The organism is Falsiroseomonas sp. (assembly GCF_030695085.1).
Classification (GTDB): domain Bacteria; phylum Pseudomonadota; class Alphaproteobacteria; order Acetobacterales; family Acetobacteraceae; genus Falsiroseomonas.
In genome coordinates, this window is record NZ_JAUYTS010000168.1 from 23377 (window position 1) to 37767 (window position 14391).

General features: G+C 70.8%; 15 protein-coding genes. 2 read left to right on the top strand and 13 right to left on the bottom strand.

The window, feature by feature from the left end; translation table 11 throughout:
- Positions 1–49 precede the first annotated feature (49 nt).
- The 3 genes from Q8S40_RS18520 to Q8S40_RS18530 are packed head-to-tail and all read right to left on the bottom strand — an operon-like array spanning position 50 to position 3173.
- Positions 50–1195: an MFS transporter gene (locus Q8S40_RS18520; protein ID WP_305671568.1), complete on the bottom strand. Its 1146-nt coding sequence runs from the start codon at positions 1193–1195 to the stop codon at positions 50–52.
- Between the two features lie 13 nt (positions 1196–1208).
- On the bottom strand, positions 1209–1592 hold the full coding sequence (locus Q8S40_RS18525; RefSeq protein WP_305671569.1) for a VOC family protein: 384 nt from the start codon (positions 1590–1592) through the stop codon (positions 1209–1211).
- Between the two features lie 30 nt (positions 1593–1622).
- Positions 1623–3173, bottom strand: coding sequence for an amidohydrolase family protein (locus Q8S40_RS18530; protein WP_305671570.1), 1551 nt, complete (start codon positions 3171–3173; stop codon positions 1623–1625).
- A 28-nt stretch (positions 3174–3201) separates the two neighbouring features.
- Here Q8S40_RS18530 and Q8S40_RS18535 point away from each other — a divergent pair, with 28 nt between their 5' ends.
- Entirely contained in the window at positions 3202–4293 is a 1092-nt protein-coding gene (locus tag Q8S40_RS18535) for an FAD-dependent oxidoreductase (RefSeq protein ID WP_305671571.1), read from the top strand.
- Here Q8S40_RS18535 and Q8S40_RS18540 read toward each other — a convergent pair.
- The 10 genes from Q8S40_RS18540 to Q8S40_RS18585 all read right to left on the bottom strand — a co-directional run bounded on the left by Q8S40_RS18540 (position 4271) and on the right by Q8S40_RS18585 (position 12960).
- A complete protein-coding gene (locus Q8S40_RS18540; protein WP_305671572.1) occupies positions 4271–4996 on the bottom strand; it encodes an aspartate/glutamate racemase family protein in 726 nt (241 codons plus the stop codon). The genes Q8S40_RS18535 and Q8S40_RS18540 overlap by 23 nt on opposite strands.
- A 7-nt stretch (positions 4997–5003) precedes the next feature.
- Positions 5004–5879, bottom strand: a complete 876-nt coding sequence (locus tag Q8S40_RS18545) for a polysaccharide deacetylase family protein (protein ID WP_305671573.1) — start codon at positions 5877–5879, stop codon at positions 5004–5006.
- On the bottom strand, positions 5879–6652 hold the full coding sequence (locus Q8S40_RS18550; RefSeq protein WP_304811505.1) for an ABC transporter ATP-binding protein: 774 nt from the start codon (positions 6650–6652) through the stop codon (positions 5879–5881). Before Q8S40_RS18550 ends, Q8S40_RS18545 begins: the two co-directional genes overlap by 1 nt.
- Positions 6645–7487 (bottom strand): ABC transporter permease, encoded by an 843-nt coding sequence (locus Q8S40_RS18555; RefSeq protein ID WP_305671574.1) that lies wholly within the window; start codon positions 7485–7487, stop codon positions 6645–6647. The genes Q8S40_RS18550 and Q8S40_RS18555 overlap by 8 nt, the downstream gene beginning before the upstream one ends.
- A gap of 17 nt (positions 7488–7504) precedes the next feature.
- Positions 7505–8455, bottom strand: coding sequence for an ABC transporter substrate-binding protein (locus Q8S40_RS18560; RefSeq protein ID WP_305671575.1), 951 nt, complete (start codon positions 8453–8455; stop codon positions 7505–7507).
- A gap of 17 nt (positions 8456–8472) precedes the next feature.
- Complete coding sequence (locus tag Q8S40_RS18565) at positions 8473–8862, bottom strand: amidase (RefSeq protein ID WP_305671576.1); 390 nt, start codon at positions 8860–8862, stop codon at positions 8473–8475.
- Positions 8859–10190: an allophanate hydrolase gene (gene atzF / locus Q8S40_RS18570; RefSeq protein WP_305671577.1), complete on the bottom strand. Its 1332-nt coding sequence runs from the start codon at positions 10188–10190 to the stop codon at positions 8859–8861. Before atzF ends, Q8S40_RS18565 begins: the two co-directional genes overlap by 4 nt.
- A gap of 132 nt (positions 10191–10322) precedes the next feature.
- Positions 10323–11021 (bottom strand): GntR family transcriptional regulator, encoded by a 699-nt coding sequence (locus Q8S40_RS18575; RefSeq protein WP_305671578.1) that lies wholly within the window; start codon positions 11019–11021, stop codon positions 10323–10325.
- A gap of 26 nt (positions 11022–11047) precedes the next feature.
- Positions 11048–12103 (bottom strand): transporter substrate-binding domain-containing protein, encoded by a 1056-nt coding sequence (locus tag Q8S40_RS18580; RefSeq protein WP_305671579.1) that lies wholly within the window; start codon positions 12101–12103, stop codon positions 11048–11050.
- Positions 12104–12108: 5 nt separating this feature from the next.
- Positions 12109–12960, bottom strand: coding sequence for a DUF4189 domain-containing protein (locus Q8S40_RS18585; RefSeq protein ID WP_305671580.1), 852 nt, complete (start codon positions 12958–12960; stop codon positions 12109–12111).
- A gap of 312 nt (positions 12961–13272) precedes the next feature.
- On the opposite strand from Q8S40_RS18585, the gene Q8S40_RS18590 reads away from it, so the two are divergent.
- The gene (locus Q8S40_RS18590; RefSeq protein WP_305671581.1) at positions 13273–14385 is read left to right on the top strand and encodes an S-(hydroxymethyl)glutathione dehydrogenase/class III alcohol dehydrogenase; all 1113 of its coding nucleotides are present in this window, start codon (positions 13273–13275) and stop codon (positions 14383–14385) included.
- Positions 14386–14391 lie beyond the last annotated feature (6 nt).

Consider the following 14391-nt stretch of genomic DNA (forward strand, 5'->3'; position numbering starts at 1 on the left):
CAGCTTGGCTTCCGAAACGCATCGCCACAAGGCCGCGGCGGGCGCGAAATCACCGCGCGAGGGACCGACCTGCCAAAGTCGCGAGCAGTCCCGCCACAAGCAGTGGCAGGGAGGCCAGCGCCCAGGATTGCGTGGCCAGCGCGCCGATCAGGGGTGGCGCCAGAAGCTGCGCCAGATTGTTGCCCTGGATCACCAGCCCGACCGCGGGTGCGACCAGCGCCGGGTTCGGCACGGCGCGCGGCAGCAGCGCGAAACACGCTGCCGGCAACAGCCCGCCGATGCCGCAGGCCAGCACCGCCAGCCCCACCACCAAGGTCGGGTCCGGCACCAGATAAACGCCGCTTCCCAGCACCGCCATGCCGAGTGCGCCCGCCACCACCAACCGCTCCGCCGCCACGCCGCGGCGCATCAGCAGGCCGGCCGCGAGGTTGCCGGCGGCATTGGCCACCGCCGCCAGCGCCGCCGCGGCCCCTGCCCCGCCGGTGCCGGCGCCGAGCGATTCCAGACGCGCCGGCAGGAAGGCTGCGATACCGAAATACAGGATGTTGTAGGTGGCGAAGGCGCTCGCGATTCGCAGCGGGCGGCGCGCGGCAACCAGGGCGCGCAGCTGCGCCGGAATGGGGACGGCGGGTGGCACCTCGGCCGTCGCCCCCGGCGGCACCAGGCGCCAGCACAGCAGCGCGGCCAGACCGAGCGCCAGTGCCAGCACCATCCAGGCGAAGCGCCAGCCCTGCGCCTCCACCAGCGGCGCGCTGACCAGGCCGAGCGCGATGCCGGCCGGCATGTAGGTGCCCCACAGCCCCATGGCGAGGCCGCGGTCGCGCGCCGCGACGCAGGCGGAAATCAGCCCGGGCGCGGCGACCACCAGCAGCAGGAAGCCGGCGCCTTCGGCCACGCGGGCGGCCAGCAGCAACGCCGCATTGGGCGCCAGCGCCGCCGCCACCGCCGCCACGGCGCCGAGCCAAAGCCCCGCCAGCAGCGCCCGGCGCGGGCCGATCCGCGCCACGGCAAGGCCAATGCCCAGGCCGCCCAGCGCCGCCATCAGCGCGAACAGCGAAACCAGCAGCGCCGCGCCGGCCAGGCCCATGTTGAATTCGGCGCCGATGGTGGTCATCGCCGCCGGCACCTTGCCGATCTGCGCCGCGCCCAGCACGCCGCCGGCCAGCATGGCGGCGACGGGGGCCCAGCGGGTCATCGGCGCGGCAGGTTCAGCCGCGACGTTCGATCAACTCGACACGAACGCCATCCGGCGCCTGGAGGAAGGCGATGCGGACGCCCGGGCGGGCCTCGGTCGGGCCGGAGATCAGCGGCACGCCCTTGGCCTTGAGATCGGCCAGCGCCGCATCCAGGTCATCGACGCCGAGGCCCACATGCTCCAGCCCCAGAAAGGGCGGCGGCGGCGGGGCGGCGGTGCCGGCCGGCACCTCCTCCACGAATAGCGGCACGGCGGCGAGGTCGAGAATGATCCGCAGCTTTCCGCCGGGCGTGACGCGCTGCCTGATCTCGGCGCCGAAGGCCGAGACGTAGAAGGCGGCAGTCGCCTCCGGATTCGGGCTGCGAAGGTGGATGTGGTCGAATCGATAGGTGCTCATGGGGCTTTCTCGCCTATTCCGGGGTGGTTCTCAAAGGGTCTCTGGCGCCTCGCGGTGCAGCAGGCGGCCGGCGGGGGTTTCGCTGGCGCCGCTTTCCTGGGTGTAGACGGATTGGCCGTTCACCCAGGTCTCCAGGATGCCCTCGGCCACCTGGCGCGGTTCGGCGAAGCTGGCGCGGTCGCGCACCGTGGCGGCATCGAACAGCACCAGATCGGCAAAGGCCCCTTCGCGCAGCACGCCGCGATCCGGAATGCCGAAGATCGCGGCGGTCCGGCCGGTCATCTTGTGCACGGCCGTTTCCAGGTCGAACAATCCAAGCTCCCGGCTGTAATGGCCGAGCACGCGCGGAAAGGTGCCCCACAGCCGCGGATGCGGGTGCGGCGCGAGCGGCCCGCCATCGCTGCCGACCATGGAGAGCGGATGCGCCAGGATGCGGCGCACATCGGCCTCCGCCATGTTGTGGAAGACGCCGCCGCCGGGGGCGAGGCGCCGCGCCGCCTCCGCCAGGTCCAGGCCCCATTCGGCGGCGATGCCCTCCAGTGCGCGGCCCGCCATCTCGGGATGCGGGACGGAATAGGTGACCGTGACGGGCACATCCGCCCGCGGCGGCCGTGCGGCGAGGGAGGTGGAGGAGGCGGTGTAGGGATAGACATCGAAGGCCACCGGGTAGCCCGCCGCGTGGCGTTCGATCAGCGCCAGGCTCTCGGCGGAGCGACCGTGGTTTTCCGGCTGCGCGCATTTGTGGTGGCTGATGATGACGGGGGCGCCGACCGCGCGGCCGATGCGGAGCGTTTCCTCGATGCTGTCCAGCACCTGATCGGCCTCGTCACGCATATGGGTGACGTAGAGGCCCCGGTGTTCGCGCAGCGCTTCCGCCACCGCGATCACCTCCTCCGTCGGTGCCGCCTTGCTGGGCGGGTAGAACAGGCCGGTGGAGAAGCCGGCGGCACCCTCGGACAGCGCCTGGGCGAGCTGCTTGCGCATCCGCTCGGCTTCCTTGTCCGTCGCCGGGCGGCCGGTGTCGCGGCCCATGGCGCCGATGCGGAGGGACATGTGGCCGATCAGCGCCAGGGTGTTCACGGCGGAGGGGCTGGCGCGCAGGCGTTCGACATAGGCGGCGAAACTGTCGAAAATCCACCATTCGGGGGCGCAGATGCCGTCCATCGGTGCGGGTGGGCGTTCGGCCATCGGCACGGGGGACAGGCTGATGCCGCAATTGCCGACCACCACCGTGGTGACGCCCTGGCTGGTCTTGCACAGCATGCAGGCCGGGCCGCAGAGCACCGCCTGGTCATCATGCGAATGGGCATCGATGAAGCCCGGCGCCACGACGCGGCCCCCGGCCATCACCTCCCGGTCTGCGGCCAGGCCGGAGAGGTCGCCGATCGCGGCGATACGGTCGCTGCGCACCGCGACATCGCCGCGGCGGCGCGGCGCACCGGTGCCGTCCACCAGCGTGGCGTCGCGCAGGATGAGGTCGCAGCGGAAGGCCATGGTCGGGGCACCCTTCGGTTCGCTCGCCAGGATGCCGCCGGGCGGTGGTGGGCGAAAGCCCTCCCGCCGCATCGCCATCCGGGGCATGATGGGGCGACGCTTCAGGATTCCGCCCATGCCAGACCGCCGCCACTTGCTGCTGCTCGGCGGTGGCCATGCCCATGTGGAGGTGCTGCGGCAGTTCGGGCAACGGCCCCTGCCCGGCTGGCGCGTGAGCCTGCTGACGCGGGAGGAGATGTCACCCTATTCCGGCATGCTGCCGGGGGTCATCGCCGGCCTGTACCAGCCGGCGCAAGCGCTGATCGACATGCCGGCGCTGACCGCGCGCTGCGGCGTGGAACTGCTGCTGGATCGCTGCACCGGCATCGACGCGCAGGCGCGGCTGGTGCGGCGGGCAGGCGGGGCGGCGGTGGCGTGGGACCTGCTGTCGATCGACACGGGGGCGACCCCCGATACCAGCCGCACGCCGGGCGCCGCGGAACACGCGCTGCCGCTGAAGCCGATCGATGCGCTGCTGCCACGGATGGAGAGCATCACCGCGGCGGCGCGGCCGGGGCAGCACATCGTGGTGGTGGGTGGCGGCGCTGCGGGGTTCGAGGTGGCCTGCGCGCTGGCGGTGCGGCTGCCGGCCTCGGTCACGCTGGTGGCCGGTGCCTCCGGCCTTCTGGCAGGCTTTCCCGCGCGGCTGCGGCGCCGCGCGGCGCGGGCCTTGGCAGGACATGGCGTGGCGCTTTCGGAAGGGCGGAACGTGGCGCGCATCGCGCCTGGCGAGGCGCATCTGGAAGGCGGGCCCATGTTGCCGGCATCGGCGATCATCTGGGCCACCGGCGCGGCCGCCGCGCCCTGGCTGGCGGAGACCGGGCTGGCGCGTGATCCGCGCGGCTTCCTGCGCGTCGATTCCTGCCTGCGGGCCGAGGGGCACAGCACCATATTCGCCGCTGGCGACGTGGCCAGCCTGCCGGAGCCGCTGCCCAAGGCGGGCGTCTTCGCCGTGCGGCAGGGGCCGGTGCTCGCGGCCAATCTGCGGGCGGTGGCGATGGGCGAGACGCCGCAACCTTATGTTCCGCAGCGGGATTATCTGCGGCTGCTGTCCCTTGCGGATGGACGGGCGCTCGGCACGCGCAACGGGCTGGTGTTCGGCGGGCGTTGGGTGTGGTGGCTGAAGGACCGCATCGACCGGCGCTTCATGGCCCGCTATCAGCACTGAGCCGCGCCGCCAGCGCGGGCGACAGGCCTATGGTTTCCACCGCGCCATGCGGCATCAGCCCGGCGCCACCCTGGCCGAGGGCGGCAAGCGCGGCGCGCACCCCCACCTCCACCGAGCACAGCACCGGCACGCCCACGGAAAGCCGCGTGGCGAGGCCGGCGAGGCCGGCGCCGCCCAGGATCACCACCTCCGCCCCATCCTGTTCGACGCAGGCGCGGCAGCTCTCCGCCAGCAGCGCCAGGGCGCCATCCGGGTCGCGGGCGATCTCGCCGCCCGTGGGTGCCACGGTGCGGATGCCGGCGAGCTGGCCGGCATGCCCCCGGCCGGCGAAGAATTCCTCCAGCATCGGCTTCCAGGCGGCGCCGCCGGTCACCACGCCGAAGCGACGGCCCTGCGCGGCCGCGGCGCTGGCATCCGCCAGGCCGAGCACCGGCACCGGCGCCAATTCGCGCAACGCATCAAGACCCGGATCGCCGAAGCAGCCGATCAGCACGGCATCCGCCTCCGCGCCATGCTCGGCATAGGCATCGATCGCGGCATGGGCGGCGACGGCGGAACTGGCGCGGCTGGCGATGTAACGGGCGCCGAAGCGGCCCGTCGCGCCCCGGATGGTCACCCCCGGCGGCGCCAGGTCGCGGGCGATGGCGACCAGGCGGTCGGTGATGGCCTCGGTGGTGTTCGCGTTGATCAGCAGCAGCTTCATGCGGGCCTCAGTTCGGGTCGCCGCAGCCCTCATACCACGCCAGGATTTCGTGCGCCTGCATGAAGGCAATGCCGGGCATTGCCGCGAGGTCGTCCAGCATCTGCTCCAGCGCCGCGATGCGGTGTGGCACGCCGGTGATGTAGGGATGGATCGCAATGCACATGATGCGCGGTGTGGTGGTGGCCTCCGCCAGCAGCCGCGCGGCGTGCAGGCGGGCGCGGCGGGGCAGTTCCTGCTCGTCATGGTGCTGGATCATGACGACGGGAATGTCGTTCAGCTCGACGCTGTAGGGCATGGTGAACAGCGGGCCATGCGCCGTCTCCAGCCGGCAGGGCAGGTCATCCACCACCCAATCGGCGCAGTAGCGCAGCCGGGCCTCGGCCAGCAGGTCGGCGGTTTCCAATGTCTCCGTCAGGCCCGGGGCAAGCCAGCCGAGCGGCGGGGCGCCGGTGCAATCCTGGATCGCCTGGATGGTCTGGCGGATCATCGCGCGCTGGTCCGCCACCTTATGGGTCGGCACCTGCACATGGCCGTGCCCCATGAAGTCCCATCCCGCCTCATGCGCCGCCTGCGCCACGCGCGGATAGGCGGTGCAGACGGAGCCGTTGACGGAGAGCGTCGGTCGGATGCCGCGCTTGGCGAAGGCATCGAGAAACCGCCAGAAGCCGACGCGCATGCCGTATTCATGCCAGCCCCAATTGGCGATGTCCGGCAGCAGCGCCGCACCCGTGGGGGCCACCAGAACCTGGCGCGGCATCGGATTATCGATCAGCCAGTTCTCGACATTCACAACCGGCCAGACGGCGACCTTGGCGCCGCCCGGCAGTGCCGAGGGCGGACGATCCGACGGCGTGAGGTAGCGCAGGCGTTGTTCGGGACGCATCACGCCGCCTTCTTCGCATGGTGGGAATGCAGCCGGGCACCGAGCTCGCGCCGCACCTCGTTGAATTCCGGGGAGGCGACGTCGCGTGGCCGCGCCAGTTCCACCTGATGCGCGCTGGCAATGCGGCCGGGGCCAGGCTCCATCACCACGACGCGGTCGGACAGGAAGATCGCTTCCTCAATGGAATGGGTCACGAACAGCACGGTCAGGCCGGTGCGCTGCCACAGTTCAAGCAGCTCGTCCTGCAGGCGTTCACGCGTCATCGCATCCAGCGCGCCGAAGGGTTCGTCCATCAGCACCACCTCGGCATCGTTGGCCAGGACGCGGGCGATCGCGACGCGCTGCTTCATGCCGCCGGAAAGCTGATGCGGATAGGCATCGGCGAAGCGGGTCAGGCCGATCAGGCTGATGAAACGCTCGACCGTCTCGCGCACCTCGGCCTTCGGCCGGCCGCGGCTGGCGGGGCCGAAGCCGATATTTTCGCGCACGGACAGCCAGGGGAACAGCCCGTAATCCTGGAACACCATGCCACGATCCGGCGCGGGGCCGGCGATCGGCTTGCCCCACATCAGGGCCTGGCCCGCGCTCGGCGCCTCGAAGCCCGCGACGATCCGCAGCAGGGTGGATTTGCCGCAGCCGGAGGCGCCAATCAGGCAGACGAACTCGCCCTTCTTCACGGTGAGGTTCGCATCGCGCAGCGCCTCGATGCGGCTATCGTTCAGGATGTAGGTCTTGCCCACGCCCTGGATGTCGAGGATCGGAATTTCAGCCATGGTGGGACGGGCTCCAGCGCAGCAGCCGGTTCATCAGCATCACCACCACGCGGTCGGAGAGGAAGCCGGCGATGCCGATGACGATCATGCCGCAGATGACGAGTTCGGTGCGCGACAGGGTGCGGCCATCCATGATGACGGCGCCGAGGCCCTGCGGCACGCCCGTCATTTCCCCCACCACGATGACGAACCAGGCGAGACCGAGGCCCAGGCGCAGGCCGGTGAAGATGGAGGGCAGCGCAGCGGGCAGCACCACCTTGAAGAACTGCGCATTGCCGCGGCAGCCGAGCATCGAAGCGGCCTCGAACAGCCGCGGCTCGACATTCTTCACGCCGAAGATGGTGTTGAGCAGAATCGGGTAGAAGGCGCCGAGGAAGACCAGGAAGAAAGCGGAGCGCGCGCCGAGGCCGAACAGGATCATCGACAGCGGCAGCCAGGCGGTGACCGGGATCGGCCGCATCAATTGCAGGAATGGGTCGAGCAACTGCCGCACCAGGGCGTTGCGGCCAATCAGCAGGCCGAGCGGAATCGCCACCAGCGCCGCCAGCACGAAGCCGCCATAGACGCGGCTGGCGGAGGCCAAAAGGTGGATATGCAGCGTGGCGGAAAACGCATCATCCCAGATGCCGCCGAACGCGAAATCCACCATGTATTCTGCAACATCGGCCGGCGACGGGATCAGCCGCGTCATCCCCGCGGCCACCGCCCAATGCCAGCCGAACAGCAGCAGCAGCGGCACGATCAGGGACAGCAGCACCGGCCGGACGCGCCGCCAGAGCCGCAGCGCCGGCAGGGGCGGCGCCACGGTCGCCTGGTTGAGGGTCACGTCCGACATGGTGCTGCGCCTCCCGATCAGGCCGTGGCGATGGCGTTGGAGAAGGACGGGTTCAGGAAAGTGTCGAAATTCGGCAGACGGCGGATCTGGCGCAGCTGCAGCATCTGCTCGGCATAGGTGCGGGACTGGCGCAGCACCGTCTCATCCAGCTTCCAGATGTATTCGACATTGTCCGCCCCCAGCGCCTGCTCCACCGCGGCGCGCGGCGCGCCGAGAATCCGCACCGTGGCCTCCGCCACCTCCCGCGGATTCGCCTTCATGTATTCGCTGGCCTGACGGTGGATGTTCAGCATGGTGCGGACCAGCGCAGGGTCGGATTTGATGAGATCCTCGCTGGTGCCGAAGATCATGTTCAGCCCGCCCATCGCGGTGCCGTAGGGGTATTCCACCAACTGCCCGACGCCAGACGAAATGGACAGGCCCGGCCCAGGCTCCGCGCCCACATAGGCATCAATATCGCCGCGGGAGAGCATGGCGTGCATCTCGCCGAAGGGCACGCGCACCGGGGTGATGTCGCGCACGGACATGCCGGATTCACGCAGGCGCTCCAGGATGAACACCTCCTGCGTCGAGCCGGGCCAGATGCCGACGCGCTTGCCACGCAGGTCCGTGATGGCGCGCACATCGCTGCCCGCCTTGCTGATCACGCCCATGCCCTTGTTGCAGAAAGCACCGACGACAACCACGGGCTCACCCGCCGCGGCGCCCAGCGTGGCGGCGGCGATGCCGAAGCCGCCGCAGGCGACGGAGCCGGTGACCACGGCGTTCTTGCCATCGGTCGGGCTGTCGAAAGTGAAGATCTCGATGGTCAGGCCGGCCGGCGCGAAGCGCTGGTAGAAATGCGGCGTCATCGAGTGGATCAGCCGCAGCGAGCCCATCTTCACCGTGCGCGCGGCCTGCGCGTTGGCGATGTGGGGCGCGGCCAATACGGCAGCGGAGGCGGCGAGCAGATGGCGACGACGGATCATGATGTTCTTTCCCTGTTTCATGTGGTGGCGAGGCTGGCGATGAAGGCGCGCCAGCCGCCGAAGCGCGTGATGTCCTCGGCTCCGTGCAGGCCTTCCGGCTCCACGAGGAAGCCCTTGGGCGTGGTGCCATCGGCCAGGCGCAGCGTGCCGATGCAGAGCGGGGCCGGGATGCCGGCGACGAAGCGGCCGAAGCCATCCTCCGGCAGTGCCCAGACCTCCGTCGCAATGGCTTCGCCCTGTGCCACACGCAGCAGGCCGGGGCGGCGCGGCGGGCCGCCGGCCAGTGCGAACAGGCGGTAGAAGGGCTCGGTGGCCACGGCGCGGCGCAGTTCGCCGCCCTCGCGCAGCAATTCGCGATTCAGCGCCATGCCGGACAGATGCGCGCCGACGACGCAGATCTCGATCATGCCATCACCTGCATCAACTGCGTGCCGGTTGCCGCCAGCGCCGCGTCGCGGCCGCGCGGGCCGATCAGCGTGATGCCGAAGGGCAGCCCATCCGGCCGCCGCATCGCCGGCACCGCTAGCGCGGCGAGGTCCTGCAGATTGACGAAATTCGTATAGGTGCCGAGGCGGGCATTGGGGCCGATCGGGTCGGCCTCCAGTTCCGCAAGCGTCGGGAAATTGGGCGCGGTGGGCACCAGCAGCGCCTCCATCCGCGCCCAGGCGGGCAATGTCGCCAGGCGCAGCGCGGCCAGGCGGTGCAGGCCGGCGAAGGCATCCGTTGCCGTGAAGCGCGCGGCGCCGGCCAGGATGCGCTGCGTGACGGGGTGCATCGCATCCCGCGGCACCAGATGGCCGAAGGCGGCATCGCGTTCCGCCACGAAGGCACCCTCATAGAGCAGCCGCGCGGTTTCCAGGAACGGGGTGAGGTCGATCTCGTCGATCGTCACATGCGGGGCGATGCGGGCGAGGCTGGCATCCCACGCCGCGCGCTGCTCAGCGCCATCCAGGTGCAGGTCGGCGGCGCGCGGGATGCCGAGGCGCGTCAGCGGCGCGCCCGGCGTGCCGAGGGTGATGGGGCGCGACCAGGGGTCGCGATCATCGGCGCCCGCCATCACCGCGAAGCCGGCCCACGCATCCGCCACGCTGTTGGCGAAGACGGAGATGCAATCCAGACTCGGGCAGGCCGGCACCACGCCACGGGAGGGGATGGCACCCACCGAGGGCTTCAGCCCGACCAGCCCATTCAGCGCCGCCGGCACCCGGCCCGACCCGGCCGTATCGGTCCCCAGCGCCAGCAGCGCCAAGCCCTGCGCCACCGCGACGGCGGAGCCGGAGGAGGACCCGCCCGGCACGCGATCCGGCGCGCAGGCATTGCGCGGTATGGGGTGCGGCGTGCGGGTGCCGACCAGGCCGGTGGCGAATTGATCGAGATTGGTCTTGCCGATGACCAACGCCCCCGCCGCCACCAGCCGCGCCACCGCCGGCGCGCTCCCGGCCGGCAGATGGGCGAAATCCGGGCAGGCGGCGGTGGTCGGCATGCCGGCGACGTCGATATTGTCCTTCACCGCCACCGGCACGCCCCAGAGCGGGTAACGCGCCGGGTCGAATTCCGGCAGGGCGGCCACCGCGGCGTCCAGATCGGCAGGCGCCGGCCGGTGCAGGAAGATGCCCGGATCGGCCAGCGCATCATGCCGTGCGGAAAGGGCCTGTAGCAGCGCGGAGGGCGTCAGCCCGGCAGCATAGGCGGCGTGCAGCGCGGCGATGCCGGTGGGCAGGCTCGGCGCGGTCATGGCTGAATCGGGTGCGACATCGCACCGGCCTAAGCAAGGCGCGTGCCGCCGCCAGCCCTGTCGCGGTTCAGCAATCCAGGGGAAGCGCGGCGCATCGGTGTATGCAATTATGCCTGAATGGCATAATTCAGCCTATTTTTCGGGCAAACCTGGGCGGCGCAACGCCTCCGCCATCGCCGCCCAGGTCTGCCCCGTCAGCCCGATATGCGTGCGGATCATCGCCGCCGCCGCCGCCGCATCGCCGCGCTGGATGGCGGTGACGATCGCCGCATGCTCGGCATGCGACCGCCCGAGCCGATCCGGCGCCTCCAGCTGCGCGGCGCGGAAGGGGGCCAGGCGGCGGCGCGTGGCGGTGGCGAGCTCGCCCAGATAGCCATTATGCGCGCCCAGATAGAGCAGATGGTGAAAGGCCACATTGGCGGCGCGATAGGCGGCGACATCCGCCTCGCGCACCATCACGGCCATGGCGGCGTGCTGGCGCTCCAGCCCGCGCCGTTCCTCCGGCGTCATCGCCAAGGCGGCCAGCGCGGCGGCCATCGCCTCCAGCTCCGCCATCACCAGGAACATTTCCGCCAGCTGCGTCGTATCGGGAATGGCGACCACCGCGCCGCGGCGGGGCGAAACCTGGACCAGCCCGGTGGGCGCCAATTGGCGCAGCGCCTCCCGCACCGGGGTGCGGCTGGTGCCATGGGTGCGGGCCAGGCCGGCCTCGTCCAGCGGCGTACCGGGCTTCAAGCGGCCGGCGACGATATCCTCCGCCAGCTTGGCGGCAATCGCTTCCGCCCGGGTCGGGCGGGGCTTCGGGGTCGGGCTGGCGCGCGAGCGGGGCATGGCGCGGTTGTGCCGCGCGGCGGGCGTTACCGGAAGGGGAAGGGATACATCAGCCCGCCACGTCGCCACAGATCGGACAGGCCGCGATCGAGGCCGATGGGGGAGCCTTCGCCCAGGTTCCGGTCGAAGATCTCGCCGTAATTCCCCACCTGGCGGATCGCTTCCGCCGCCCAGGTATCCCGCAGGCCGAGCGCCGCGCCGAGGCCCGGGTCCAGGCCGATCAGGAAGCGGGTTTCCGCATCATCCGAGGCCAGCGCCGCATCCAGCGTTGCGCTGCTGACCTCCAGCTCCTCCGCCGCCACCAGGGCATGCAGGGTCCAGGCGACGATCTCGCGCCAGCGCTCATCGCCAGCACGGACGAAGGGGGTCAGCGGCTCGCGACTCAGGCGCTCGGGCAGCAGCAGGGTCTCGGCCGGGTCGGGCAGGTCGGTGGCGCGCAGCGTGGCCAGCGCGGCGGCATCGGCGGTGACCGCATCGCAAATGCCTGCCTTGAAACCCTCCAGCAGCGCCGGGCCGCCTTGTGCCACCACCACCGGCACCAGCGTGATGCCAGCCCGGGCGGCGGCGTTGCGAAGGATGGCCTGGCTGCCATCGACCGCCGGCGCGGCGACGCAGATGCGCTTGCCGTTGAGCTGCGCGAAATTGGCGATGCCGGCATCGGCGCGCACCAGCACCGCCTGGCCATCATACAGCAGCACGCCGGTGGGGACCGCATTGCGGCCGGCATCACGCATGGCGGTGGCCGTCAGGTTGCTGGACAGCACCTCCACCCCACCGGCTTCCAGCCCGGCAAAGCCGGCCGCGACGGAATCGGCGGTGACGAATTCCACCTTTTCCGCATCGCCCAGCACCGCGGCGGCAATGGCGCGGCAGAAATCCGCATCCAGCCCGCGCATCGCGCCACTGGCATCGGGTGCCGAAAAGCCGGGCAATTGGCCAAACACGCCGCAGCGCAGGGCGCCGCGCTGCTGCACCGCCTCGCGCGTCTGCGCGGCGGCCGCGCCGGCCATGACGACCAGCGTGAGAAGACCGAGAAGGCAGCGGCGCATGGCGGTGTTCCGATCCAGGAAGGGGCGCGGCATGGGTTTCAGCATCCGGAGGCTGCGATGCGGCAGACGATGCCGGAGCCAGGCCGCTCCGCCACCCGGCAGATCTGCAGCGCCTGCGCCTCCGCCTGTTCGCGGGTCTGGCCGGCGCCGGCGGCGGTGCGGCGCAATTGCTGCGGCGCGCCGCTGACCGCCTGGGCCAGCGCACCACAGGCATTGGGGAAATCGAGCGTGATCCGGCACTGGTTGCGCCCCACCACGGCCTCACAGGCGCGGATCGCCGCCATGCTGGCCGCGAGCCGGTCCGTCTGGCCGCTGGTGAAGCCGAAGGCGGTGGAGGGTGGTTCCGCCGTGTAGATGAAGCCGAAGCGGCCGCGGATGGCAGCCGCGGTGCCACCCGGGATGGGTGAGGCTGCCTGGATGGTGCCACCCTGGGCGCAGCGCTGCTGGCAGGCATTCACCAGGCCGCGCGGCTGTGTGGCACAGGCCCGCTGGCAGGATGCCGGAATGCTGGCCGGCCGCGCCGCGACCCGCGCCGGCGCGGCCACGCCGGTGCCGAGCGGCTGGAAGCACGCCCCGGCGGAGGGGCCGGAACTCAGCCCGCAGGCGAAGAGCCGCGGGCTGCCCCAGCGCTGCGATGGCAGGGCGATACGCCATGGCCCGCCATCCCGGCATTGCAGGTCCCAGAAGGCGGTGCGGTCCCGGCCGAGGCCGGCGGCATAGATATTGGTGACCTCCGCGCAAGCCAGGCCGTTCGTCCGCAGCAGGCTGCGCAACGCCTCCCGCTGCCCGGCCGCATTCTGCGCCATCAGGGAATCATGGTTCGGGTTGCCGGTCTGCGCCCTGGCGGGCGATGCCACCAGGGGCGCGAGCAGCGCGAACAGACCCGCCATTGCCAGCACAGCCCATCGCATTGCAACGACCCCCAACCGTTTCGCAACCCACACACGCGGGAAGCTTTCGCCCTTCGTTACGCCTAGCGCAAGTCCCGAAAATCGAACGGAATGCGGTCTCCTGCGCCGGATGTCTCGGCTGCGGCACTCGGTGAGGCACGGTCGTGAATTTGCGGCGCGTGAGACGCCGCACCCGGCCCGCCCGGTTGTGCCGCCCCCGCCCGTGACACGCCCGCCGCGCGGGCTCGCCGCCTGTCCCGGCGCGGGCGCGGGATGCTATAGGCAGCGGGTGATGCAGACGGAGCGGATGGCATGAAGACGCGCGCGGCAGTGGCCTGGGCGGCTGGCAAGCCCCTTTCGGTGACGGAAGTGGAAATCGGCGGCCCCAAGGCCGGGGAGGTCCTGATGGAGGTCAAGGCCACCGGCCTGTGCCATACCGACCTCTACACACTGTCCGGCGCGGACCCCGAGGGGCTGTTCCCCGCCATCCTGGGCCATGAGGGGGCTGGCATCGTGCGGGAGGTCGGCGCCGGCGTGACCAGCGTGAAGCCGGGCGACCATGTGATTCCGCTCTACACGCCGGAATGCCGACAGTGCAAAACCTGCCTCAGCCAGCGATCCAACCTTTGCACCGCCAGCCGCGGCACCCAGGGCAAAGGCGTGATGCCGGACGGCACCAGCCGCTTCTCCTGCGAGGGCGCGCCGGTGATGCACTACATGGGCTGCTCCACCTTCGCGAACTACACCATCCTGCCCGAGATCGCCGTGGCGAAGGTGCGGCAAGACGCACCCTTCGAGAAGATCTGCTACATCGGCTGCGGCGTGACCACCGGCATCGGCGCCGTCATCAACACCGCCAAGGTCTGGCCCGGCGCCAATGTGGCGGTGTTCGGGCTGGGCGGCATCGGGCTGAACGTGATCCAGGGCGCCCGCATGGTGGGTGCCGACAGGATCATCGGCATCGACCTGAATGACGGGCGGGAGGAGATGGCCCGGAAGTTCGGCATGACGGACTTCATCAACCCGAACAAGGTCGGCCACGACCATGTGGTGCAGGCCATCATGGACCTGACCGGCGGTGGCGCCGACTTCTCCTTCGAATGCATCGGCAATGTGAAGGTGATGCGCCAGGCGCTGGAATGCACGCATCGCGGCTGGGGCGAGTCCATCATCATCGGCGTGGCCGGCGCAGGGCAGGAGATCAGCACGCGGCCGTTCCAGCTGGTCACCGGCCGGTCCTGGCGCGGCACGGCCTTCGGTGGCGCCCGCGGGCGGACCGATGTGCCGAAAATCGTCGACTGGTACATGCAGGGGAAGATCGACATCGACAGCCTGATCACCCATGTGATGCCACTCGATGAGATCAACCATGGCTTCGAGCTGATGGAGCGCGGTGAATCCATCCGCTCCGTCGTCGTCTACTGAGGGCAC

Coding starts and splice junctions, on each gene's coding strand:
- Q8S40_RS18590 (WP_305671581.1), top strand. CDS start 13,273: ATGAAGACGCGCGCGGCAGTGGCCTGGGCGGCTGGCAAGCCCCTTTCG.
- atzF (WP_305671577.1), bottom strand. CDS start 10,190: ATGACCGCGCCGAGCCTGCCCACCGGCATCGCCGCGCTGCACGCCGCC.
- Q8S40_RS18540 (WP_305671572.1), bottom strand. CDS start 4,996: ATGAAGCTGCTGCTGATCAACGCGAACACCACCGAGGCCATCACCGAC.
- Q8S40_RS18555 (WP_305671574.1), bottom strand. CDS start 7,487: ATGTCGGACGTGACCCTCAACCAGGCGACCGTGGCGCCGCCCCTGCCG.
- Q8S40_RS18550 (WP_304811505.1), bottom strand. CDS start 6,652: ATGGCTGAAATTCCGATCCTCGACATCCAGGGCGTGGGCAAGACCTAC.
- Q8S40_RS18565 (WP_305671576.1), bottom strand. CDS start 8,862: ATGATCGAGATCTGCGTCGTCGGCGCGCATCTGTCCGGCATGGCGCTG.
- Q8S40_RS18560 (WP_305671575.1), bottom strand. CDS start 8,455: ATGATCCGTCGTCGCCATCTGCTCGCCGCCTCCGCTGCCGTATTGGCC.
- Q8S40_RS18575 (WP_305671578.1), bottom strand. CDS start 11,021: ATGCCCCGCTCGCGCGCCAGCCCGACCCCGAAGCCCCGCCCGACCCGG.
- Q8S40_RS18545 (WP_305671573.1), bottom strand. CDS start 5,879: ATGCGTCCCGAACAACGCCTGCGCTACCTCACGCCGTCGGATCGTCCG.
- Q8S40_RS18530 (WP_305671570.1), bottom strand. CDS start 3,173: ATGCCCCGGATGGCGATGCGGCGGGAGGGCTTTCGCCCACCACCGCCC.
- Q8S40_RS18525 (WP_305671569.1), bottom strand. CDS start 1,592: ATGAGCACCTATCGATTCGACCACATCCACCTTCGCAGCCCGAATCCG.
- Q8S40_RS18580 (WP_305671579.1), bottom strand. CDS start 12,103: ATGCCGCGCCCCTTCCTGGATCGGAACACCGCCATGCGCCGCTGCCTT.
- Q8S40_RS18585 (WP_305671580.1), bottom strand. CDS start 12,960: ATGGCGGGTCTGTTCGCGCTGCTCGCGCCCCTGGTGGCATCGCCCGCC.
- Q8S40_RS18520 (WP_305671568.1), bottom strand. CDS start 1,195: ATGACCCGCTGGGCCCCCGTCGCCGCCATGCTGGCCGGCGGCGTGCTG.
- Q8S40_RS18535 (WP_305671571.1), top strand. CDS start 3,202: ATGCCAGACCGCCGCCACTTGCTGCTGCTCGGCGGTGGCCATGCCCAT.